Origin of the sequence: Peribacillus sp. NPDC101481, from assembly GCF_044767165.1 — a bacterium.
Lineage (GTDB): Bacteria > Bacillota > Bacilli > Bacillales > DSM-1321 > Peribacillus.
The window spans coordinates 1,568,392-1,592,634 of record NZ_JBIWNJ010000001.1 but is presented as its reverse complement, the minus strand read 5'-3'; the positions used below and the strand labels follow the sequence as shown (position 1 = coordinate 1,592,634).

Below are 24,243 nucleotides of genomic sequence, written 5' to 3'. Positions count from 1 at the left end.
GAACTTGCTTGTTAAGTAAGGGTGAAGAAAAAAACATAAAATTTTAGGGAGATGAGCTATAATGGTCCAAACATATAAACACGAACCATTTACTAATTTTAAAATCGAAGAAAACAATAAAGCTTTTCAAGCGGCATTGAATGATGTAGCTAATGATTTAGGGAAGAAATATCCGTTGATCATTAATGGTGAAAAAGTGTTTACTGATGAAGTCATTACCTCTGTAAACCCAGCAAATAAAGAAGAAGTTATTGGAACCGTATCCAAAGCGAATAAGGATCTTGCTGAGCAAGCTATGCAAGCGGCAGATAAGACATTCCAAACTTGGAGAAAAACGAAAGCGGAAGTGCGTGCAAATATTTTATTCAGGGCTGCAGCCATCGTACGGAGAAGAAAACACTATTTCTCGGCTCTATTGGTGAAAGAAGCAGGAAAGCCTTGGAATGAAGCGGATGCGGATACAGCGGAAGCGATCGACTTCATGGAATACTATGCACGTCAAATGCTGAAGCTTAAAGACGGCATGCCAGTGGAAAGCCGTCCGATTGAACACAATGCTTTCAATTATATCCCGCTTGGTGTCGGTGTCATCATCTCACCTTGGAACTTCCCGTTTGCGATCATGGCAGGCATGACGACGGCAGCTCTTGTTTCAGGAAATACGGTCTTATTGAAACCGGCCAGTACAACACCGGTCATTGCAGCTAAATTCATCGAAGTGCTGGAAGAAGCGGGCATGCCTGCAGGAGTTGTGAACTTCATTCCAGGAAGCGGTGCTGAAGTTGGAGATTATTTGGTAGATCATCCTCGTACACGTTTCATCAGCTTTACTGGATCTCGTGATGTTGGAATCCGTATTTATGAGCGTGCGGCAAAAGTTCATGAAGGCCAAATTTGGTTAAAACGTGTCATCGCTGAAATGGGCGGTAAAGATACGATCGTTGTTGATAAAGAGGCTGATCTGGAATTGGCGGCACAATCAATTGTCGCTTCTGCATTCGGATTCTCCGGTCAAAAATGTTCTGCTTGTTCACGTGCCGTAATAGTGGAAGATGTATATGACCAAGTCTTGAATCGTGCCATTGAATTAACGAAAGAAAAAACAGTCGGGGAACCAACAGATCTAAACAATTTCATGGGTCCGGTTATCGATCAAGCAGCTTACGACAAAGTCATGAGCTACGTTGAAATCGGTAAAGAAGAAGGGAAAATTGTTACAGGGGGAGAAGGAGACAATTCAAAAGGTTTCTTCATCCAGCCAACTATCATTGCCGATGTGGATGAGAACGCACGTGTCATGAAAGAAGAGATTTTCGGACCAGTGGTTGCATTCTGTAAGGCAAAAGATTTCAATCATGCAATCGAGATTGCCAATAACACGGATTATGGATTAACGGGTGCGGTCATCTCGAACAACATTGAACATATCGAACAAGCGCGTGAGGATTTCCACGTAGGTAACTTGTACTTCAATCGCGGCTGTACTGGTGCAATTGTAGGATACCAGCCATTTGGCGGATTCAATATGTCAGGTACAGATTCAAAAGCGGGCGGTCCTGATTATTTAGTTCTTCATCTTCAAGGAAAAACAACTTCTGAAACGCTATAAATCTTAGGGGGAATCAACATGACAACATTAACGGAAAAATTAATCGAGCAAACAGAACAATATGGTGCAAACAATTATAATCCACTTCCAATCGTCATTTCGAAAGCAGAAGGAGTTTGGGTTGAAGATCCTGAAGGCAACAAATATATGGATATGCTTAGTGCCTATTCAGCAGTGAACCAAGGCCACAGGCATCCGAAAATCATCGACGAATTAAAAAAACAAGCTGATCGCGTAACATTAACGTCCCGTGCATTCCATAGTGATAAATTAGGACCATGGTATGAAATGGTTTCGCGCATTACGAAAAAAGACATGGCACTGCCTATGAATACAGGTGCTGAAGCTGTTGAAACTGCAATCAAAGCTGTTAGACGCTGGGGTTATGATGTTAAGGGAATCGCAGAAAACCAAGCTGAAATCATTGCATGTATCGGGAATTTCCATGGCCGGACGATGGCAGCAGTGTCCTTGTCATCCGATGATGAATATAGAAGGGGCTTTGGACCGATGCTGCCAGGAATCAAGCTTATCCCTTACGGCGACCTTGATGCATTGAAAGAAGCGATTACACCGCAAACGGCTGGATTTTTAATCGAACCGATTCAAGGTGAAGCGGGAATCATCATACCGCCACAAGGATTCTTGAAAGAAGCTTACGACTTATGTAAAGAAAATAATGTCCTATTCGTTTCTGATGAAATTCAGTCAGGACTTGGACGTTCAGGAAAAATGTTCGCCTCTGACTGGGATGGAGTAGTTCCGGATATGTACATTTTAGGTAAAGCGCTGGGCGGCGGGGTTTTCCCAATCTCTTGCGTAGCTGCAAACCGTGAAATCCTTGGCGTATTCAATCCTGGTTCCCATGGTTCTACATTCGGCGGCAATCCATTGGCATGTGCGGTTTCCATCGCTTCATTGGAAGTCCTTGAAGAAGAGAAGCTTGCTGAACGTTCATTGGAGCTTGGACAATACTTTATGGATAGTTTAAAAGAAATCAAGAATCCAATGATTAAAGATATCCGCGGCAGAGGCTTATTCATCGGAGTCGAATTAACGGAAGCAGCAAGACCTTATTGTGAGCAGCTTAAAGAAGAAAAATTGCTATGTAAAGAAACACATGATACAGTTATCCGTTTTGCTCCGCCATTAGTGATTACAAAAGAAGACTTGGATTGGGCAATCGAACGCATTAAAAAAGTTTTATCCTAATATACCTATGAGGTGAATTCAATTGAGTACAACAGTCAAAGAAGAAAAAGAAACTGCCAGTTTGCTTGATTCAACACAGGTCGTAATCAAGGAGGCGCTGGATAAGCTTGGCTATTCTGAAGAAGTGTTCGAGCTTTTGAAGGAACCTCTTCGGATGCTGACCGTCCGGATTCCAATCAAGATGGATGACAATTCGACGAAGATTTTCACTGGATACCGTGCACAGCACAACGATGCTGTAGGTCCGACGAAAGGCGGAATCCGTTTTCATCCTGAAGTCGATGAGGAAGAAGTCAAGGCACTTTCAATGTGGATGAGTTTGAAATGCGGAATCGTGAATCTGCCATATGGCGGAGGAAAAGGCGGCATCATCTGTGATCCGCGCCAAATGTCCATCGGTGAATTGGAAAGGCTTAGCCGTGGATACGTTCGGGCAATCAGCCAAATAGTGGGGCCGACTAAAGATATTCCGGCCCCGGATGTTTATACGAATTCACAAATCATGGCATGGATGATGGACGAATACAGTAGAATAAGAGAACACGATTCGCCTGGTTTCATTACAGGCAAGCCACTGGTACTGGGCGGTTCACACGGTAGGGAAAAGGCGACGGCACAAGGTGTCACCATCTGTATCGAGGAAGCGGCAAAGCGTAAGGGCATAGAATTGAAAGGTGCACGCATCATCGTCCAAGGGTTTGGGAACGCAGGAAGCTTTTTGGCCAAATTCATGCATGATGCTGGTGCGAAAGTGATTGGCATATCGGACGCATATGGTGCCATCTATAAACCGGATGGTCTGGATATCGATTACTTACTTGATAAAAGGGATAGCTTTGGAACGGTAACGACACTATTCGATAATACAATCACCAACCAGGAGCTTCTGGAACAAGATTGTGATATTTTAGTGCCTGCTGCCATTTCCAATCAAATCACCAAAGAAAATGCACATCTTATCAAAGCCCAAATTGTTGTGGAAGCAGCTAATGGACCTACCACTTTGGAGGCAACCAAGATCTTGACGGAACGCAATGTGCTTCTCGTACCTGATGTATTGGCAAGCTCAGGCGGTGTGACAGTTTCTTACTTTGAATGGGTTCAAAATAATCAAGGTTATTATTGGGAAGATGCAGAAGTCCAAACCAAATTAAAAGAGTTATTGGTCAATTCATTTAATCAAGTATATGAAATGTCCGAGACAAGAAAAGTGGATATGAGGCTGGCAGCGTATATGGTGGGTGTCAGAAAAATGGCAGAAGCCTCGATATTCCGTGGCTGGGTATAAGCTAGCCAAATAATGGAGAGTGGAGGAGTGATTCCGTGTTAAAACCGATTCATACCATCGAGTGTGCTCAGGATGGGACCGTCGAACAAGTTTACGTTCAAAAGAATTCCTATGTTTATGAATGGGAGAGGCTCTTTTTAGTGAAAACGGAGGATGGGAAATTGATTGATGTTTCAATAGGTGCCAGTGGTCACATTACTGAAATTAATGTTTCGGCAGGGGATCCTATAAATAGAAAGCTTCCTTTAGCTTTGCTCCAAGACGATTTTGTTATAACTGGCTCTGATTGATTATAGGAAAGAGGGTGTTCCAAAGGCGGAAGTGATTTCTGCTTTGGGGTGCTCTTTTTTTTGTTGTGATGATTTATATGGTGATGACAAAGCCAGGAAAAAGTTTGAAAAGAAAAAACGATGGGGGCTGAGGACTTTTTGGCTTTCCAACAAAAGGCACCTAGCAATTATTTCTTGATAGGAGCTGGGAATAAGGAAAAGGGAATAACCTATCCCCACCATCATCCGCGTTTTACTTTTGACGAAGATGCCATAGAGTATGGTGTTAACATTTTTATACACGTTGTTCGAATGATTTTAGGATAGAATTAAATGAGTGGCCCGGTCTATCTGGGAGAAGGAAAATAGAACTAGAAAGTACATGACCCAACATAATAAACGCACCTTCGCTGACCGTACACTTAATTGGGTATGTTTACGCGAAGGTTTTTTCAAATGGAAGGAATTAAATGGTTTATGGCACTGAATGATTGATGGCATATTGTCATATTCGCTTTCATAAACTGTTACAAGCCAATAGCCAAGGCGAGAAAGGAGTTGTTCATGGTTGCTCGAAGCCGATTCAACAGCTTTTCTTTATCTGTGTGTGCTTTCTAGGAAATTAAGCCCACAGCTAGAAATATTATGTTAGAATACAACATGGGATTTAAACATCAAAAAAATAGTGGTTTTTCTTTATTCGACCAGATTTTACAATTAAATGGTGAATATTCAGAATTCCGCTGTTTAAAAAAGGGGAGTTAAATAGGAGTATGAGAATCTCAGAATTAAAAAGGAACGCCCTTCAGTCGTTGGGAGGTAAATGGGGAGTAACTGTATCGCTGATGTTGCTTCTGTTCTTGATCAACATCATTTTACCTTTAATTGTCGAAGTGATAGGAAGCGGTGGGTTTTCACAATGGCTCATGCAGGAAGAAACACCGATATGGTCTGATATCTTCAGTCTCGTCTTTTCCATTGCCTTAATCCCGCTTACCATTTCAACCACTTGGTTCTACCTGAATTTGGTTAGGGAAGGAAACCCTGATATTCCAGAAGTATTTGCTATCTATAAAGAAGGAAAAACCTCTTTCAAGCTTATTGGGGCATCCATCTTACAAGGTATTTTCATTTTTTTATGGTCATTATTATTAATCATTCCGGGTATCATCAAAGGCATCGCCTATTCGCAGGTGTTTTTCTTATTGAAGGATCATCCTGAATACACGGTGCTTGAAAGCATTACAGAAAGCAGAAAAAGGATGAAGGGCTTGAAATGGAAGTATTTCCTTATGCACCTAAGCTTCATCGGATGGGGCATCCTTAGCATGTTCACGCTGGGAATTGGTTTACTATGGTTGATTCCTTATGCAGGAACAACAATGGCTGCATTTTATAATGAATTAATTGTGCCACAAGATGACGATCAACAATTAGAGGTATAAAAGATCAACCGATAGCAACTGGCTATCGGTTTTTTTATTCCCGATTCCCCTTAAAAAGGTTAAATTGTTCATTTTGCCTGGTGTATAATAGAATATTGAGAATGCCATTTAGGGGGATTACATAGTGAGTGGGTATAATATTGCGGATATGGTATACCAATTGTTTTGTCTTGTATTTCTAATCCTGATCATCGTGGGAACCGTATCTCTTTTCCGTTCAATCAAGCACCGTAAAACAAGACTGGATATCATGGAAAAGAAGATGGATGATTTGCATGAACTGATTAAAAGGGGCAAAAATTGACGGCTACAGTGCAGCCGTTCAGACTGTAGACAAACTCGAAGAAAAGCGAGTCTGCCTGCAGTTTTTTTCTTTTAAAAATTTCCAGCTTGATTTCAGAAATCCGCTACCTTTCCGCCGATTGCCTGCCAAAGCCTCCTCACCGCAACCGGCTGTGGGGTCTCGGCCATCCCAGTTATTCGGCAGGAGTGTCACAAATTCACTTAAATCCAGTGAGGGATTAACTAACCTGACGGCTGCATTGTGCAGCCGTTTTTCCATGCAGTGGATTCATTCCGAATCAAACTCGGGTATTATAAAAATAATTTATACTGAAATAACTTAGTGAAAGGACTTTCACCGAATATGAAAATGAGGATTGGATTTTAAGCTTCAATTGAGAGACATAAAAAAATAGAAAAAGAAAGGGAATTGTAAAAAATAAGCAGTTTTACATAGGGTTGTTGGGATTGTGGGGCAAATTTCATGTAAGGCTGCTGGTATGGAAGATGCATGGTTTGTTGCGGGGTTTTACCCTATAATGGAATAGATGTGTATTTAAGGATATGGTGAAAAAGTCTATCAGGAATGCTCGACCCTTTAACAAATCGACTGAGATGGTAATGCTGAACATTCGATCCTTTTGTTAGGTAACTTTTAAGAAGTGGGAGGAGTCGGTATCATGAAAGAAGTTATTGCAGTAAAAGAAATTACTAGGTTTAAAACACGGACGGAGGAATTCAGTCCGTACGCTTGGTGTAAACGGATGTTAGAAAATGACCCGGTGAGTTATCACGAAGGAACGGATACGTGGAATGTTTTTAAATATGAAGATGTGAAGCGGGTTCTCAGTGATTATAAACATTTTTCAAGTGTGCGTAAACGGGCTACCATATCGGTTGGAACGGATAGTGAGGAAGGTTCTGTGCCTGATAAAATCAAAATTACTGAGGCGGATCCACCTGAGCATAGAAAACGCCGTTCACTGTTGGCCGCAGCATTCACACCTAGAAGTCTTCAAAACTGGGAACCTCGCATTCAGGAAATTACGGATGAGTTGATTGGACAAATGGATGAGGAAACGGAAATCGATATTGTACAATCATTGGCGAGTCCGCTTCCGATCATTGTCATGTCGGATTTGATGGGCGTTCCCTCGAAAGATCGTTTATTGTTTAAGAAATGGGTGGATACCTTATTTCTTCCTTTTGATAGAGAAAAACAAGAAGAAGTAGATAAATTGAAGCAAGTGGCCGCAAAAGAATACTATCAGTATTTGTATCCGATTGTTGTGCAAAAACGATTGAACCCGGCGGATGATATCATCTCAGATCTATTGAAGTCAGAAGTGGATGGGGAAATGTTTACGGATGATGAGGTTGTCCGGACGACCATGCTGATTTTAGGGGCAGGGGTAGAGACAACTAGTCATTTACTGGCCAATAGCTTTTATTCCCTGCTATATGATGACAAGGAAGTTTATCAAGAGTTACATGAAAACCTGGATTTAGTTCCGCAGGCGGTCGAAGAAATGCTCCGATTCCGATTCAATCTTATTAAATTGGATCGAACCGTAAAGGAAGATAACGATCTATTGGGAGTGGAATTGAAAGAAGGGGATAACGTGGTTGTTTGGATGAGTGCAGCTAATATGGATGAAGAGATGTTTGAAGACCCCTTCACCCTTAATATCCACCGCCCTAATAATAAGAAGCATCTCACCTTCGGAAATGGCCCGCATTTCTGCCTGGGAGCGCCGCTAGCCAGGCTGGAAGCGAAGATTGCGCTTACTGCCTTCCTGAAGAAATTCAAGCATATTGAAGCGGTGCCATCGTTCCAGTTAGAAGAGAATCTTACCGATTCAGCGACCGGGCAAACTTTGACATCATTACCGCTTAAGGCAAGCCGCATTTAAAAAACGAAAAACCTTGTGCCCTAACCTGCATAAGGTTTTTTTCTTTTTGCATGTTGAATGGCACCCTTTAAATCGAGTTGATGTTCCTGTAGTCGTCGGGAAATCTTATAGTAACCTGAAGTTGAGGTGACAATGACGAATGGAGTAGTATGATAAAGTAGTAAATTTTGTGCCCAGGCAAATTCCTGAATTCGGTTGGCGGGCGATTACACTCACCATGCAATGTAGAAGATATGATAAAATGGAAATTTGCATATGAATCGGTTTTAAATAAGTGAAAGGATGTTATTATGAAATTAAAGCAGCAATTAACCATTGCCTTTATAGTAAGTGTACTTTCTTTAATCGGGTTCAGTTTCATGGCATTTACCATAAGTGCAAATGAATACCTGAAATTTGATGAAGATGTGATTTCCTTGGTGCAGGGATGGGAGTCTCCACTTCTCACGGACATCATGAAGTTCTTTACCTACATAGGTTCAACCGTTTCCCTGATCATCCTTTCCTTGGTCATTTTGTTTTTCCTATATAGGGTTTTGAAGCATCGTTTGGAACTAGTCTTATTCACTGCAGTCATGGTGGGTTCACCTCTTCTCAATTTGATGGTTAAGCTATTCTTTCAACGCGCCCGGCCCGATTTACATCGACTCATCGAAATTGGGGGGTACAGTTTCCCAAGTGGACATGCCATGAATGCATTTTCTTTATACGGTATTCTTACATTTTTGCTATGGCGTCACATTACGGCTAGGTGGGCAAGGATTCTATTGATTCTGATCAGCATGATCATGATTCTCTCGATAGGTATTAGCCGAATATATTTGGGGGTCCATTATCCTAGTGATATCATTGCCGGGTATTTGGCGGGCGGTTGTTGGATTGCGATTTCCATCTGGTTTTTCCAAAGGTATCAAGACCGGAGGAAGAACAAAGATCGTTAATAAAGGGAGCAAGGTTATTGCAAGATAAGCAGCCGGCAGGTAACATGCCAGCTGTTGATTCAAGAAAGTTAGGAGCGTATTAAATGGAAAACTGGATTACGGAATTCATGAATGATTTTGGGTATATGGGAATCTTTCTATTAATAGCATTGGAGAATATTTTCCCGCCGATCCCGTCTGAGGTCATTCTTACTTTTGGCGGTTTCATGACGACAACAGCGGATATGACGATTATGGGTGTCGTGATCGCTGCGACTATTGGGTCAGTGGCAGGGGCAGTCGTCCTTTATGGAATTGGTTTACTTCTTGATGTGAAGGTCATTGAAAAGTTCGTGGAAAGATGGGGCCATATTTTTCGGTTAACGGTGTCGGACGTCCATAAGGCGAATTCTTGGTTTGACAAGTATGGGGCATGGACCGTGTTTTTCTGTAGATTGGTTCCGCTAATCAGAAGTTTGATCTCGATTCCAGCAGGGATGTCCCATATGAGCTTTTGGCTCTTCCTGCTTTACACAACATCCGGAACATTAATTTGGAACATCATCTTGGTGAATATCGGGGCAGCAGTTGGCTCTTCGTGGGAAGATATTGTAGGGTACATGGACATTTATTCAAACATCGTATATGCGATACTGGCCTTGCTATTGATTGCTTTCGTTGTTTTGATTTTTAGAAGGAATAAAGGCAAAGTATAATTTCAGTTTAGTTGATTGGGCCGTTATCATCGGCACTTCATTCCCAAACCGAATATGACCATCAAAGGCTGTCATTGCGACAGCCTTTTTTGTATGGAAGGAAGTAGGCTGAACCAGAATAAAGGGGGAGTGCTTTGGACAAAATGAGTGAAACGAAAAAGGAATGAGGTTCGGTGCTATGGCTTCTTTTTTCAAACAAAAGAGACAAGTGAAGCAACGTGAAAAGAAAAAGGAAGATGAAAGTCAATCCAAAAGCAAAACGCCTGATTATATTGAAAGTTCCCTTTCGGCCAATCTGGAAATCGTGAAGAAAAAGACGGGAAAAAGTCCCGACATCATTATCCGAACGCTGAAAATCGGGCAAAATCCGGAGATTAAAACAACTATTTTGTATGTGCAGGGTCTGATTGATAATCCAAGCGTTACGGACTTTTTAATTGAATCAATCATGAAAAATCCTCATCTATCAGAAAAAATACTTCCACAAGAAGCGTTGGATGTAATCTCTGAGGACGTGGTTTCCCTCGGTGGTGTAGAAACGGTCACGGACTGGGAAAAACTATTTTTATCCTTATTATCAGGGGACAGCATCATTTTTGTTGATGGTATCAACATAGCCCTTGTTGCCAGTACAAAAGGGGGAGAGCGGCGCTCGATTCAGGAACCAAGCACGCATTTGACTGTCCGGGGATCAAGGGAAGGGTTTACGGAATCGATTGGAACGAACATTGCCATGTTACGCCGGATCATCAATACCCCGGATTTATGGATAGAGTCGATGAAAATAGGCACGGTGACAAAAACGGACGTTTCCATCATGTATATAAATGGAATTGTTAAAGAAGGGATCGTCGAGGAGGTCAAGAAGCGCTTAAATCGAATTAACATCGATAGCATTCTTGAATCAGGATATATTGAACAATTGATAGAAGACCAGGTCATGACCCCATTCCCAACCCTTAACCATACAGAAAGACCGGATATGGTCGCAGGAAACCTTCTGGAAGGAAGAGTGGCGATATTCGTTAATGGAACGCCTTTTGTCCTGGTGGCACCGGCAATATTCGTACAGTTTTTCCAATCTGTCGAAGACTACTATAATCGCTTCGACATTGCTTCAGCCACACGTTTTTTACGGATCATCGTTTTCATCATCTCGATAGTCGGGCCGGCTGTCTATGTTGCAGCCACGACTTTTCATCAGGAAATGATTCCAACGAAGTTGCTGGTCATTGTAGCGGCCCAAAGGGAAACGGTTCCTTTGCCTGCCGTCGTTGAAGCGCTTCTTATGGAAATGACCTTTGAAATATTACGGGAAGCAAGTCTTCGGATGCCAAAGGCCGTTGGTTCGACGATGTCCATTGTCGGAGCATTGGTCATCGGGCAGGCGGCTGTCCAGGCTGGTATCGTATCGCCGGCAATGGTCATCATCGTCTCGATCACGGCGATTGCCAGTTTCGCAACCCCTTCTTATTCCATAGCGATTTCTGCACGCATTGTGCGGTTCGGATTCATTATTTGTGCCGGCACTTTAGGCTTTTATGGGATGATTTTAGCCTTTATCGTCCTTATTGTCCATTTATGCAGCCTGCGTTCACTTGGAGTTCCTTATATGACACCGCTCGCCCCTCTGAATCCGGAAGGATTGGGTGACACATTCTTCAGAAGACCCATGTGGGCATTTAAGGAAAGGCCAAAATTTTTAACCAACGAAAATAATCTGATAAGGGAAGGCGAGAATCAAAGACCATTGCCTCCTGAATCGCGCGGAATGAAAACTTCTGACGGGAAAAAAGGTGAAGGCAATGAATCGTAAAAGATTAGTTCCGCTCTTGATGATGTTAATCGCCACCACATTCACCACAGGCTGTTGGGATAAAACAGAGTTAAACGAAATGGCCATCGTCTCGGCGGTCGGACTCGATAGAAATAAAGAAGGAAAGTTAGTGGGAACGTTCCAAATCATCAATCCAAGCAATGTAGCGGGAGCTCTTCAGGGCGGCGGCGGGACAAATCCACCGATATCCATTTATAGGGCCACCGGAAATAATGTGCTTGACCTGGATAGCATCGCTTCAACGAAAATCTCCCGAGATATGTATTTTGCTCATGCCAACCTGGTTGTCATCGGTGAGGAACTAGCAAAAGAGGAGGGCCTCAACGATATTTTCGATGCGTTTGAGCGCTCACCGGAATTCAGGGCAACTACGAGGATCGTGATTGCCCGGGGTGTGAAAGCAAGGGATATTGTAGAAACGTTAACTGCAATCGATAAGGTATCTGCTGAAAAAGTCATTAGGACGATTGAAACCACTGAAAAAACCCAGGGGAAAAGTATTAGCATCAATCTCCAAGAAACGATCAAGAATCTGCTTAGTACCGGAAAAGAACCGATAATAAGCGGTTTTACCGTGAAAGGAAACACGGGTAAGGAAAATAAAATGGAGAATACTATGTCCTCGGATATTGAGGCAAACCCTACTGCAGCAGGGATAGGTGTTTTTAAAGATGGAAAATTGATTGACTGGCTGGATGGTGATAAGGCAACAGGATCAATGTGGGTATTGGATAGGATCGAAAATACCTATTTAAACCTTGATTGGGAGGGTAAAAAAGACGCAATCACCTATTCAGTTATTCGGCAAAAAACCAACGTCGGGGTAAAATTGGTAAACGGCAAACCGAAAATATCGATAAAGGTCCGTGCAGAGGGAGATGTCCGGGAGGTGAATGTTCCTTTGAATCTAACCGATATGCATGTTCTGATAGATATTGAAAAGAAGTTAGCGAAAGAATTGAAGAAGGAGATGGAAGGTGCGATCGTTCGGGCACAAAAAAATAAATCCGATATTTTTGGCTTTGGGGAGCTCATGCACGAATCCCATCCGAAAGAATGGAAGAAACTAGAGAAAAACTGGGACGACGATACTTTTCCTAAACTGGAAGTTGATGTGCAGGTAGAAACTTTCATTCGCCGTACCGGATTACGTAATAAGCCATTTCTTTCAAATTTAAAAAAGAAAGATCAATAATGGAAAGGAAGTGGCATTCTCATGGAAAAGGCAAAAATCAGCGGTTACCAGCTGTTCGTCCTTATTTTCATGTTTGAAATGGGCAGTGCACTTTTGGTTCCGCTTGCCGGTGAAGCCAAGCAGGCTGCTTGGCTAGTCATCCTTATTGCGATGACAGGCGGATTTTTATTATTTTTCGTTTATTATGGCCTTTTTCAATACTACCCTGAGCAGCTGTTAACAGAGTTTGTAAAACATATATTGGGGAATTTTCTAGGCAGGATCGTAGCTTTTCTATACATCCTTTATTTGATCTATCTTGCTGCAAGGTGTCTGAGGGATTTCGGAGATACACTCCTTACTTTTGCCTATCCTCATATTCCGTTATTTGTTGCGAACGCAGCATTCATTTTAGTCGTGGTGTATACGGTCCGTAAAGGGATAGAAGTATTGGCGAGGACGGGGGAACTATTCTTTGTCTTGGAGAATTTACTTTTAATGACCTTCATGCTTCTGATTATTGCTTCAGGCATGATCCATTTAAACAACTTAAAACCCATTTTTGAAATGGGCGGGACAGAGATGGTGAAAATGGGCTTCACTAAAACCGTATTTTTTCCATTTGGCGAGATCATAGTGTTTTTAATGATTTTTCCTTATTTGAACGAACCTCAGCGACTGAAAAAAATTGGGATAGGGAGCTTGGCGACAAGCGGTATTTTTCTCGCGGTAATAATGGCTGTGAATGTTGCTGTACTTGGTGTGGACCTTACGACACGTTCGCAATACCCTCTTCTTACCCTCATACAGTCCATAGAGGTCGCTGGCTTTCTTGAACGTCTCGATGTGTACTTCTTGTTTTTGTTGTTGATTGGCGGGTTCATCAAGATAAGTGTATTAACTTATGTAGCGGTAACGGGTACGGCGAATGTTTTCAATGTTAAACAGCCCTCCAGACTTGCATACCCTGTTGGCATCGTCATTTTATTGATTTCGATCATTATGTCAAGCAGCTATACGGAACATATCTATGAAGGGCTAGATGTCGTACCAAATTACATCCATCTGCCATTTCAGGTGATCATCCCGTTAGTTCTCTTGATCATTGCCTTTTTTAAGAATCGGAAAAAAAGGAAAGGCCAGCAACAAAATAAGTTCCAAGGCGGAGTTGATCAAAAATGAAATTCTTCGGTATTACGCTTTTGCTTCTGACCCCTTTAGTGGTCATATCTTTAGGTATGGATATTCTATTGGGATTTGATCTGGATAATTCAATCAAGCATGCCTTTAACCCATTTTTGGTGAAGGACCCCGCTGAACTTATCCTTTTTTACATTCTTCTTGCATTCCTTGTATTCAGCTTCTTTTATCGAAAAAAAAAGAAAAAGAACCAGGTCAAAGGACAACAATGAAGTTGCAATTCCCGTTGCTGAAAAATTGAGATGAACTCCGAATAGGGGAGTTTGTCTTTTTGCTTTTTTCCACCCTGTAAACCCATTTCATAGTATGATGATAAAATGAGATATTTTCAGCGGAATGTAAAATCACTCAACAAAAAACCCCCGGGAGGAGGACGGCAATTTGGATATCAAATTAAATCAAAAAATCATAAAAGACATGTGCGGGGCCGTCTCCTTCAAAAGAGGGGAAGCTTTTCATCGTGCCAATAAAGTGACATTTGAAAGCTATCGTCATGATGGCTGTGAAGCATCGGTTAGAGGCAAGGAAGACTTCCATGTCACGATTGAAGTGGATGCAGTCGGCGGATTTCAGACGAAATGCAGCTGTCCTGTGCTAGCTTCCTTCCCTAGGGATTGCCAGCATATTGCAGCTGTCCTGCTGTCGGTATACGACCATCAGCGAGATGGAACGATTCCTGAAGGCCTGCATGCAGCCGGTTCTGATGCTACAGCCCATGAGAAGTTGTCAGAGGGCTTGCTGACCCTTTTCAATAATCAGCCTGTACGCAAAAGCGGTCATCAGCGCCATTTTGAAAAAAGAAAGATGCTTGAAGCGGAATTTACGTGTAAACCAGTATGGATGGGCATGGACCAATATATGTTAGGACTGGAAATGAAAATCGGTTCTCTCAATGTGTCGAATGTCCGGGATTTCCTGAAGCGAGTTAAAGAAGGAAAGCCTGCCCAAGTGTCCCCTTCATTTATATATGACCCGGTGCTGCATTGTTTTCAAAATGAAAATGATTCCGTGCTTCAGGAGCTCATTACAGTGATATCGGATGAAAAAGTCTACGTGGACGCCCTGACGGATATATCTGAATATACATTGGACGATCACTTATTACTTTTGCCTCCATCTTCTTTCCGAAGGCTTGTCCCCATCCTTGAAGAGGCGCCAATGGTGAAGCTTGCCTATGGCGGCCTTACATTCAATGGCTTTCGTGTAACAAACGGACCGCTTCCTTTACAGTTTGACTTTACCGAAAGCGAGGTCAAAGGTTATCACCTGAATATTAAAAGGCTGCACGAGATGATCGTCATGAATGCATACACATTGGTCCTATTTGAGGGGAAATTGGTTCAGCTTGAAGATGGGGATTTCCAACGCCTTTCAGAGTTGAAGCAAATGATGGAGGATTCGGGGATGAATCAAATTCCAATCCATCATGACCAGCTGGAATTATTCCTGGACAAAGTGGTACCAGGTTTGAGAAGACTTGGTGAAGTCCATATAGCAAGATCCATCACCGAATTGTTTTTGAAGACACCGCTGGTTGCAAAGCTATACTTGGATCGAGTGAAAAACAGGCTGCTTGCCGGGCTGGAATTCCATTATGAAAATATCGTGATCAACCCTTTGGAAAAACAGGAATCCAAGGTCATAAGGGATGTTGAGAAAGAGGCGGAGATAATAAAGCTGATGGAGGATAGCCAGTTTGCCAAGACGGACGGCGGCTATTTCTTGCATAACGAAGAGTTGGAGTATGAGTTCTTGTACCACATCGTTCCTAAACTCCAGAAGCTGGTACAAGTCTATGCCACGACCGCTGTAAGAAACCGAATTTCCCGTGGAAATGCTGCACCGCGCATTAGGGTGAAAATTAAAAAAGAGCGTACTAATTGGCTCGAATTCAAATTTGAAATGGATAATATCCCAGATAAACAAATACGTGAGGTATTAGCAGCGCTTGAAGAAAAAAGGAAATACTATCGTTTAAGGAATGGATCGCTGCTTTCCCTTGAAACAAGGGAATACGAGGAAATCAATCGTTTTCTGAATGCACTGCCCGTACAGGATGAAGACCTGGAAAGCACACTGAACATGCCAATCATAAAAGGGCTCCAGCTCCTTGACTCCGTTCAAGACAGCCAGACATTCACGATGGAAGAATCATTCCGGCAGTTTTTGGATAACATCAGGAATCCGGGCGCCTTGGAGTTCAAGGTGCCAAATAGTCTGGACCCGATTTTGCGCGAGTATCAAAAAAACGGCTACAAATGGATGAAAATCCTTGCACAATACGGTTTTGGCGGGATTCTTGCTGATGATATGGGTTTGGGAAAAACACTGCAAAGCATCACGTTCATTTTATCCGAGCTACCTGACATCCGTAAGAAAAGGGTTCCGGCGCTTATTGTCTGCCCATCATCATTGACCTACAATTGGCTTAGTGAATTCACTAAATTCGCTCCTGATATACAAGCCGTCGTCGTGGATGGAGACAAGGCGGAAAGGTCGAAGCTGCTTAAAGAAATGAAGGACGTGGATGTAGTGATCACCTCTTATCCATTGCTTCGGAAAGACATCAAGTCGTTTGAAAAAGAGGACTTCCATACGGTGTTTTTCGATGAGGCACAGGCCTTTAAGAACCCGGTGACACAAACGGCACGAGCGGCCAAGAAGATAAAAGCGGCACATCGCTTCGCGTTGACTGGTACGCCTATCGAGAATTCACTAGAAGAGCTCTGGTCCCTTTTCCACGTCGTATTCCCTGAACTATTCATGGGGTTAAAGGAGTATAGCAATCTCTCAAGGAAGCAGATTTCCCGCAGGATCCGCCCATTTTTGCTGCGGAGAATGAAAGAGGACGTGCTGGGTGAACTTCCGGAAAAAATCGAGTCGCTGGAATCGATGGAACTGCTTCCTGATCAGAAGAAACTGTACGGGGCCTATCTGGCGAAGCTGCGGCATGATACGCTGAAACACCTGGATAAGGACACCCTCCGGAAAAATCGGATCAGGATCCTCGCTGGCTTGACCCGGCTTAGGCAAATATGCTGTCACCCCGCGTTGTTTGTGGACGGATATAAAGGCAGTTCAGCTAAATATGAGCAACTGATGCAAATTATCGAAGAATCGAAGCATTCTGGAAGACGGGTGCTGATTTTCTCGCAATTTACAAAAATGCTTCAAATTATCGGCAGGGATTTGGCCATGAAGGGACAACCTTTTTTCTACCTGGATGGACAAACCCCATCAAAGGAACGTGTGGAAATTTGCAATCGATTTAATGCAGGAGAGCGGGATATATTCCTCATTTCATTGAAAGCGGGAGGTACGGGTCTCAACTTGACAGGTGCCGATACAGTCATTCTATATGACCTTTGGTGGAATCCGGCAGTTGAAGAACAAGCCGCGGACCGTGCCCATCGAATGGGACAGAAGAATGCTGTTCAAGTCATCAAACTTATTGCCCGTGGCACAATCGAAGAAAAAATGAATGAACTTCAAGAGAAAAAGAGACACCTTATTGAAGAAATCATCGACCCTGGAGACAAATCGTCGTCTGCACTTACAGAAGAGGATATCAGGGAAATCTTGATGATATAAGGGAACAGCTGAAGGTAATCTTATTAATGAATCGAATAGTTCAGTTATGGAGCATTCCTTTGTAAATGAGGAGTGCTTCTTTTATTTTTAAAAGAAAAGGATATTACGGTAACGATAATAATATAATAAAAAACAACAATGTTTTATTGTAAAACGATAAAAATTGTGTTAAATTCAAATTGATAAAAAATAAATGAGGTGCTTTTTATGAAACAAGTGTCAACGATCTTTTTGAAGATAGCCGTTATTCTTATTGGAATGCCGATTCTTGCTTTGTGCATCTTTGTGGTGCCTGAGATTGCGAATTTTGCAGCAGAATTATATCCGGATATGCCTTATTTGAAATATCTCGTTTTAATCGATTTGTATGCTTCGGCGATACCTTTTTACTTCGCTCTATATCAAGCCTTTAAACTTTTAAGCTATATTGACAAGAACAAAGCTTTCTCGGAATTATCTGTAAGAGCTTTAAAGACAATAAAAAATTGTGCAATCACAATCAGCTGCTTGTATGTGGTAGGAATGCCGCTCTTTTATCTCATTGCGGAGATGGACGACGCCCCAGGCATCATAGTAATCGGATTGGTCATCATTTTTGCTTCAATGGTGATTGCAGTCTTTGCTGCTGTTCTTCAAAGGCTTTTGCAAGAGGCCATCGATATAAAATCAGAAAATGACTTAATAGTCTGAGGTGAATAAAATGGCAATTATAATCAATATTGATGTAATGCTGGCTAAAAGGAAAATGAGTGTTACAGAACTTTCTGAGAGGGTTGGAATAACGATGGCTAACCTTTCCATATTGAAAAACGGCAAGGCAAAAGCGATTCGATTATCAACTTTAGAGGCGATTTGCAAGGCGTTAGAATGTCAGCCCGGAGATATTTTAGAATACCGTAATGATGAAGACACCCAAGGATAATGGTAAAGGGGAGTAAAACATGAATTTTTTAACCATTAAAAAAGAGGAAACACCAATCATGCGAGCACTAAAACAACTCGTTCGGTTTGGCTGGGAGCAGGCCCTGTCATGTTTGTTTCCTGCAGCTATTTGTGCTTCTTTGGCTATTACAAAATTCATTCCGCTTCCCTTCCTGCCGCGGTATGACTGGCTGCTCATCATCTGCCTTCTGATGCAGTGGTGGATGCTGCGTTCCGGGCTTGAAACACGGGATGAACTAAAGGTTATCACATTGTTCCACCTTATTGGACTTGCTCTTGAACTTTTCAAGGTACATATGGGCTCCTGGACTTATCCAGAGGAAGGTATTTTTAAGATCTTTGGAGTGCCTCTGTATAGCGGATTCATGTACGCAAGTGTAGCGAGTTATCTTTGCCAGGCGTGGAGGAGGTTAAAGGTTGAACTTGTCAAGTGGCCGCCGTTTTTGGTCGTTGTATCTCTTGCAGCTGCGATTTATTTGAATTTTTTCACCCACCATTATTGGATTGATGTTCGTTGGTGGTTATCTGGACTTGTCATCATCGTCTTTTGGCGGTCATGGGTCACATACGAGGTTGGTGGAACTCTATATCGTATGCCAATCGCGCTTTCTTTTGTGCTCATCGGATTTTTTATATGGATAGCCGAAAATATCGCAACGTTCTTTGGGGCATGGGAATATCCAAACCAAACCGATGCATGGAGTCTTGTTCATCTAGGAAAGGTAAGCTCATGGCTCTTATTAGTAATTGTTAGCTTTCTTATAGTAGCGACGCTAAAGCAGGTTAAAGGGAAAGATTCCACTAAGATGGATGCTAATCATTTTTTATAAAATGGCTTCACACAAGAAACTAAATAAGTAAGGACGACACATTAATTCGATATATCAAAATTGTGTCGTCTTTGTTTTTCTATGCTTTTATATACCAGATAACATAATGGTAATGCGGTGTCATATTCCGAATTTCTATAGACAAAAGAAAATCACCTTCACTCATTCTTATGAAACAAGTTTTAATCCCACTGCTGCGCCAAGGACCATGGCTATAAAAACGACTCTTCGCCAATCTTTGGATTCCCCATATAATAGCATCCCGATTATCGCTCCGCCTGATGCGCCGATTCCTGTCCAGATAGCATAAGCAGTCCCCATCGGCAAGGTTTTCATGGCATAAGCAAGAAAAAGGAAACTTGCTCCAAATCCGATGAACAACAGCAGCAAGGATTGCCAATTACGGTCTTTGTGCAATTTATTTATCATCGCAACCCCAAACATTTCAAATAGCCCCGCTAAGATTAAAGAGACCCAAGCCATTATGATTCATCCCCTTTCTCTGCCTTATCATCAGTCACTAGCTTCAAGCCAATCACCCCTGATAATAAAAGGAGGATCAATAGCGTTTTGCTCAGCTTGAAGGATTCTCCAAAGAAAATGATTTCTGAAAAAACGGTACCGGCTGTCCCCATACCAACAAAAACGGCATATACCGTACCGACAGGAAGCTTCCTGCCAGCCATTATCATCAAGTAAAAACTGATGATGATCGAAATGACCGTTCCAGACCAAGTCCAAAAGTCATCTGCATGTTTTAAGCCAATCACCCAAAATACTTCAAAAAAAGCTGCAATGAATACTTTAATCCAGTTTGTGCTCATGAATACCGCACCTCCGATTTTATTCTTTACCAAAAAAAACAAAAAAAGCCCAAGAGATAACTGTTAAACAGTTTCTCCCAGGCTTTTATCCTTCCGTGACACAGCATGCTGTGAGTTTTCTCTCGGACCAGACCAGCAATAAGACGCACTGCGGAACCCTAGAAAACCTTTGACATATGCAATTACCTTTCATTATACATACTTTTTGAACTTACTCAAGATAAAGATTTTTTTGCCAAGGCCATGCCCAATTTGGTCTAATATCAGCAAATGCCCCGTAACGTTTGCAGCAGAGATGACTGAAAAGTTTAATGATAAAAATGGAAGGTGAGCTGTTTGCCACTTTAAAAAATCATCAATTTATCATGACCTGTCAATGGAAAAAAAGAACGTAGTCAGTTTCTGTTTTTAAGGTCAAAAAAGCCCCGAAATCTTATCCGGGGCTTTTTTGACTTGCTATTTAGGCACTCACTGTCCGTTTCCGGGATGAACCTTCTTTTTTATGTGAAACATAGCTATGCAGGATCATTCCTATGATGACGATAAAGATACCGAACCACGATAACGGAGAAGGGATAGGTAAAGATAGGAATAGTAATTCGCCGGCGAGGGCAAAAAGGACCTCCATCGATTGTGTAGCTTCGACTGAAGCTAATTTCTGCATATTTCCACTTACCAAATCGGTCGCCTTGAAAAAAAGGACTGTGGCAATGACACCTGAAAATAGTGCGACCAAAAGGGATTGGAAACTCTGCATCTTCGTCGGTGCCCCTACTGTAAAGAAACCGTACAATGAAAGCAGGAACCAGAATGGCAAACTCGCCAAAGTCATTCCCAATACACGCTGGTAAGCATCTAAACGACCTTCGGATACTTCCATCATTTTGCGATTTCCCAAAGGATATGCAAACGAAGCGATGACGATTGGAATCACTCCCAGCCAAAGATTGGCCATTGAAATGTGTTTAGTATGTTCCAGCTGCATCAGGATGATCCCAAGCAGAATGATCATGGACATGAGGAGGCCTTTCACAGAAACCCTTCCTCTTTGCCTTTCGATCCCATCTTTCGTTTGGACACTTTCAAAAAACAGCGGCGCAAGCAGCGCACCCGAAATGATCGTGATTTGCCAAGTGCCGGCGATCAGCCAGCCAGGTGAGTAGGCGGACGCAAAGCATAAAGGAGCATAAAATAACCCAAATCCGACAAAACTCCAAAGCAGCCAAGGACCTGGCTTTTCTCTCATCACTTGTAAAAGGGGACGCAGGTTTTTTCTGCTCAATACGATACACAACAGAAATGGCACCATGAAGAAATAACGCAGCGAAGCACTCCAAATCCAACTTCCGCCAGACAGCTCCATGGCCTGATTCAAAACAAACGTAAATGCAAAAAAGAAAGCAGAACAAATACCTAATATAATCGGACGCAATTGACTCACCTCAATCTGTTTTATGAGTCAATAAGACTCTGGAAGGATGGCAATCGTTTCGGCTTTCTGAATCCACTGTTTTAAAAGCGGAATGAATTTTCGGAATATTATAAGCGATCAATTTAAATTTTCCTTCAAAAGCAAAAGAAAATCAACAGGATTCTTTTAGGCTAGTGAAATTCATTCTTCATGATTCGACATGACATAAAAAGAATGCTTGTTGGAATTAAATGAAGGCGTTTCCATTTTAATATTCATTTTAACAATATATACCAACTAAAGAAGCGGGAAACGTTGTCATGACGCGTGTTATGAAGGTATTACTAATATTTTATATAAAAATCATATAGAGGCAGATAATATATGAAGATACGAGAATTGACGAATATGGTAGGTAGTGGTATCTTAATAGAAGTGCAAATAATGTCGAATGGTGACGAAATATATAAATGCAACATTCGCAAGAAAGTTAGTGGGGTAAATTAAATGAAATCTACAGGTATTGTACGTAAAGTTGACGAATTAGGACGGGTAGTCATTCCAATTGAACTGCGCCGAACATTAGGAATTAATGAGAAAGACGCTCTGGAGATTTATGTAGAACAAGAGCGCATCATCCTTCAAAAATATAAACCAAACATGACTTGTCAGGTTACAGGTGAAGTTTCCGATGACAATATGAAACTTGCTGACGGTAAATTAATACTTAGCCCTGAAGGTGCCGAACTTCTAATTAAAGAAATTCAAGCCAGCATGGAAACTGCTAAATAATTAATATGCTAGATTAATAGCATCCAAGTGTAGGGAGGTTTTCCCTACACTTTTTTTTATATTAAAGGGTGAAATAATAAAAATGATTCGATTCACGGACGAAACCAATTTTTTCATAAAGCTTCTGTGCATTAACATTATCCTTACCTGTCTCCAGTGAAACCCCTTTGGCACCTGTTTCCCGTGCAAAACTGATGGCCGCGTTCAATAACTCCTCGCCAAATCCCTTTTTGCGGGCGGACTCCTTCACGAATAAATCATTCAATACCCATGACCGCATCATACTGACAGACGAAAAAGAAGGATACAATTGTACAAAACCAATTGGATTTCCTTCATCAAACGCCATAAAAACCACAGACTCCCCATTTGTCAGCCTTTCCCTTAAAAACTCCGTTGCGCGACCAGGATCAGAGGTTTGCTCATAAAACACCCTGTATAAATCAAAAAGTTCCGTCAGTGATTCCAGCTCAAGTAATGTAGTCTTTTGTATGCTCATAAATGGACCCTCCAATTGTTAGAATACTCTAAATTTACCATTTAATCATACTTCCCGCCAAATTCAGGACCACATTTTCCGGCGCCAAAAATCAGGATGGAGCCTAAAAAGGCACCATCCTACATGAAAAGGGCTATTAAACCCAAGTTGGGCTGTAAACTCATGGATTATAAGCGATAATACGTCAAATGCAGCAGCAAACTCACGAATTATAAGCTTTTACTTGTGAGTTTTGGCAATTTACTCGTGAAATTAGAACAAATACTCGTGAGTTTGGCCGATTTACTCGTGAAAGGAGCATCATCAAATTGGGACCTAAAATAATAAATCAAATCCTTCATTACTCGAGTGGTTTAGCTTCTAAACCGCCTGTATTAAGGATGTGAACTTTAACGTTTATATCATGTAGTGAATCGTTATCTAAGTAGTCCTTCGGATCATTTATATGATTCTTTTGCCAGTATTTTGTCTCTTTGATATAAAGGATTTTACCTAAGCTTAAAGGATCCGCGTTCTTTTGAATCCCTGTCATGAAGGTTGTTTGGATTTCTTTTTTTATTTGGCTTTCGAATTTTCGTTTTATTTTATCGATATCCATTTGTGTATCAAGCCCCAGTATCTTACCTGATACATCAACGTCAATATTGAATTTGTACTTTCCATCCATGAGAACAGGCTTTACTTGATAATGCGGATGGGAGAAAGAGGCATAGATGTCTTGCTTATTCATGTTAATATTTAAGGGTGTTTTGTTGGTCCTTTTATTGAGCCAGCGTAAACCGCTCAAATCCTTTTCAGAGAACCAGGGCTGGGACACTTTATAGTAAATGACATAAGCACCATCCATATAGATGCTTTTTCTTTTTTTATCTTTTTCCTTCCATACTTTATCGTTCCAGGAAATGGAGGGCAGGATGGTTGTAGATGCTTTTTCCCGTTGATTGGAATAATACCTTTGGACCGTAATGGGTTGGATGAATGATCGATTCCTGTAGACATCCTCAGGAAAATATAATGTCGTGTATAAAGGCGATAAATTAAAATATCCATTAATGGAGAAAAGCTCATCCATGGAACTTTTTGTGGCAAAGATATTGGCTGAATACCTAAGTAACTGGTTTCTGTATATATAATCCACTATTTCTGTACTTTGCAGCTTCAAAACATTTTCACTGATGACAAATGTGGAAACATGCCCTATATAGAGAGACTGTTGAGTATTGCGCATTAGTTTATTAATGGCGATCGAGATGGAACGCGCTTTTTGTTTCCCTACATATACGGGCGGGGCTTGAGTGGGTTTTGCCTCCGTTTTAGCTACCGCAGAGAAGTCCACAAGTTGCGTATAAACAATGTATTCCCCATCTTTGAAATCTATCCCGATGGCCGTTATATAATGAAAATCCTGGATCGTTTTTTCATCCCAGCAGCCTGAAAGTAAAAGGAATAGAGGGATGGTTAATAATATTTTGCAGATGCGGAACATGGC

At 41.7% G+C, this 24,243-nt stretch carries 23 protein-coding genes, 1 pseudogene and 1 riboswitch; of the genes and pseudogenes, 19 read left to right on the top strand and 5 right to left on the bottom strand.

The features are described 5' to 3' along the window. Positions 1–61: 61 nt before the first annotated feature. The 18 genes and pseudogenes from pruA (at position 62) to ACIROD_RS07585 (ending at position 19,228) form a co-directional block, all read left to right on the top strand. Positions 62–1,609, top strand: coding sequence for an L-glutamate gamma-semialdehyde dehydrogenase (pruA, locus tag ACIROD_RS07670; protein ID WP_101223092.1), 1,548 nt, complete (start codon positions 62–64; stop codon positions 1,607–1,609). Positions 1,610–1,627: 18 nt separating this feature from the next. Continuing rightward, positions 1,628–2,821, top strand: coding sequence for an ornithine--oxo-acid transaminase (locus ACIROD_RS07665; protein WP_402939219.1), 1,194 nt, complete (start codon positions 1,628–1,630; stop codon positions 2,819–2,821). 22 nt (positions 2,822–2,843) lie between these two features. Then, the gene (locus tag ACIROD_RS07660) at positions 2,844–4,109 is read left to right on the top strand and encodes a Glu/Leu/Phe/Val family dehydrogenase (protein ID WP_260358427.1); all 1,266 of its coding nucleotides are present in this window, start codon (positions 2,844–2,846) and stop codon (positions 4,107–4,109) included. Between the two features lie 35 nt (positions 4,110–4,144). After that, positions 4,145–4,399: a biotin/lipoyl attachment domain-containing protein gene (locus tag ACIROD_RS07655; RefSeq protein WP_076364404.1), complete on the top strand. Its 255-nt coding sequence runs from the start codon at positions 4,145–4,147 to the stop codon at positions 4,397–4,399. 117 nt (positions 4,400–4,516) lie between these two features. Further along, positions 4,517–4,705 (top strand): annotated as a pseudogene (locus ACIROD_RS07650) (amidohydrolase); the annotation flags it as partial. Positions 4,706–5,151: 446 nt separating this feature from the next. Further along, positions 5,152–5,823: a DUF975 family protein gene (locus ACIROD_RS07645; protein ID WP_101223087.1), complete on the top strand. Its 672-nt coding sequence runs from the start codon at positions 5,152–5,154 to the stop codon at positions 5,821–5,823. A gap of 124 nt (positions 5,824–5,947) precedes the next feature. Next, complete coding sequence (locus tag ACIROD_RS07640) at positions 5,948–6,127, top strand: DUF4083 domain-containing protein (protein ID WP_230176665.1); 180 nt, start codon at positions 5,948–5,950, stop codon at positions 6,125–6,127. Positions 6,128–6,782: 655 nt separating this feature from the next. Further along, positions 6,783–8,018, top strand: a complete 1,236-nt coding sequence (locus ACIROD_RS07635; RefSeq protein WP_402940143.1) for a cytochrome P450 — start codon at positions 6,783–6,785, stop codon at positions 8,016–8,018. A 290-nt stretch (positions 8,019–8,308) separates the two neighbouring features. Then, entirely contained in the window at positions 8,309–8,959 is a 651-nt protein-coding gene (locus ACIROD_RS07630; RefSeq protein WP_402939215.1) for a phosphatase PAP2 family protein, read from the top strand. 83 nt (positions 8,960–9,042) lie between these two features. After that, the gene (locus tag ACIROD_RS07625) at positions 9,043–9,654 is read left to right on the top strand and encodes a DedA family protein (protein ID WP_402939212.1); all 612 of its coding nucleotides are present in this window, start codon (positions 9,043–9,045) and stop codon (positions 9,652–9,654) included. A gap of 178 nt (positions 9,655–9,832) precedes the next feature. Further along, entirely contained in the window at positions 9,833–11,470 is a 1,638-nt protein-coding gene (locus ACIROD_RS07620) for a spore germination protein (protein WP_402939209.1), read from the top strand. Beyond that, complete coding sequence (locus ACIROD_RS07615; protein ID WP_402939206.1) at positions 11,460–12,686, top strand: Ger(x)C family spore germination protein; 1,227 nt, start codon at positions 11,460–11,462, stop codon at positions 12,684–12,686. The genes ACIROD_RS07620 and ACIROD_RS07615 overlap by 11 nt, the downstream gene beginning before the upstream one ends. Positions 12,687–12,707: 21 nt before the next feature. Further along, complete coding sequence (locus ACIROD_RS07610; RefSeq protein ID WP_402939203.1) at positions 12,708–13,847, top strand: GerAB/ArcD/ProY family transporter; 1,140 nt, start codon at positions 12,708–12,710, stop codon at positions 13,845–13,847. Then, a complete protein-coding gene (locus ACIROD_RS07605) occupies positions 13,844–14,077 on the top strand; it encodes a YczF family membrane protein (protein ID WP_098186276.1) in 234 nt (77 codons plus the stop codon). The genes ACIROD_RS07610 and ACIROD_RS07605 overlap by 4 nt, the downstream gene beginning before the upstream one ends. Before the next feature lie 169 nt (positions 14,078–14,246). Beyond that, positions 14,247–17,456: a DEAD/DEAH box helicase gene (locus ACIROD_RS07600; protein WP_402939199.1), complete on the top strand. Its 3,210-nt coding sequence runs from the start codon at positions 14,247–14,249 to the stop codon at positions 17,454–17,456. A gap of 207 nt (positions 17,457–17,663) precedes the next feature. Further along, positions 17,664–18,146: a DUF2975 domain-containing protein gene (locus ACIROD_RS07595; RefSeq protein ID WP_402939196.1), complete on the top strand. Its 483-nt coding sequence runs from the start codon at positions 17,664–17,666 to the stop codon at positions 18,144–18,146. A gap of 10 nt (positions 18,147–18,156) precedes the next feature. After that, on the top strand, positions 18,157–18,378 hold the full coding sequence (locus ACIROD_RS07590) for a helix-turn-helix domain-containing protein (RefSeq protein ID WP_101223077.1): 222 nt from the start codon (positions 18,157–18,159) through the stop codon (positions 18,376–18,378). A 58-nt stretch (positions 18,379–18,436) separates the two neighbouring features. After that, the gene (locus tag ACIROD_RS07585) at positions 18,437–19,228 is read left to right on the top strand and encodes a DUF817 domain-containing protein (protein ID WP_402940140.1); all 792 of its coding nucleotides are present in this window, start codon (positions 18,437–18,439) and stop codon (positions 19,226–19,228) included. A 168-nt stretch (positions 19,229–19,396) separates the two neighbouring features. Here the strand turns inward: ACIROD_RS07585 and ACIROD_RS07580 are convergent, their stop codons facing one another. The 3 genes from ACIROD_RS07580 to ACIROD_RS07570 all read right to left on the bottom strand — a co-directional run bounded on the left by ACIROD_RS07580 (position 19,397) and on the right by ACIROD_RS07570 (position 21,484). Continuing rightward, on the bottom strand, positions 19,397–19,711 hold the full coding sequence (locus ACIROD_RS07580; RefSeq protein ID WP_034309447.1) for a DMT family transporter: 315 nt from the start codon (positions 19,709–19,711) through the stop codon (positions 19,397–19,399). Continuing rightward, the gene (locus ACIROD_RS07575; protein WP_063232562.1) at positions 19,711–20,052 is read right to left on the bottom strand and encodes a DMT family transporter; all 342 of its coding nucleotides are present in this window, start codon (positions 20,050–20,052) and stop codon (positions 19,711–19,713) included. The genes ACIROD_RS07580 and ACIROD_RS07575 overlap by 1 nt, the downstream gene beginning before the upstream one ends. Positions 20,053–20,124: 72 nt before the next feature. Beyond that, positions 20,125–20,225, bottom strand: a riboswitch (guanidine-I (ykkC/yxkD leader). A gap of 287 nt (positions 20,226–20,512) precedes the next feature. Continuing rightward, positions 20,513–21,484, bottom strand: coding sequence for a DMT family transporter (locus tag ACIROD_RS07570; protein ID WP_101223076.1), 972 nt, complete (start codon positions 21,482–21,484; stop codon positions 20,513–20,515). A gap of 486 nt (positions 21,485–21,970) precedes the next feature. Here ACIROD_RS07570 and ACIROD_RS07565 point away from each other — a divergent pair, with 486 nt between their 5' ends. Continuing rightward, complete coding sequence (locus tag ACIROD_RS07565) at positions 21,971–22,255, top strand: transition state genes transcriptional regulator AbrB (protein ID WP_053536026.1); 285 nt, start codon at positions 21,971–21,973, stop codon at positions 22,253–22,255. A gap of 61 nt (positions 22,256–22,316) precedes the next feature. On the opposite strand, the gene ACIROD_RS07560 is transcribed toward ACIROD_RS07565, so the two are convergent. Then, positions 22,317–22,754 (bottom strand): GNAT family N-acetyltransferase, encoded by a 438-nt coding sequence (locus tag ACIROD_RS07560; protein WP_402939191.1) that lies wholly within the window; start codon positions 22,752–22,754, stop codon positions 22,317–22,319. A gap of 340 nt (positions 22,755–23,094) precedes the next feature. Continuing rightward, positions 23,095–24,240, bottom strand: coding sequence for a Ger(x)C family spore germination protein (locus ACIROD_RS07555; protein ID WP_402939188.1), 1,146 nt, complete (start codon positions 24,238–24,240; stop codon positions 23,095–23,097). Positions 24,241–24,243: the final 3 nt, after the last annotated feature.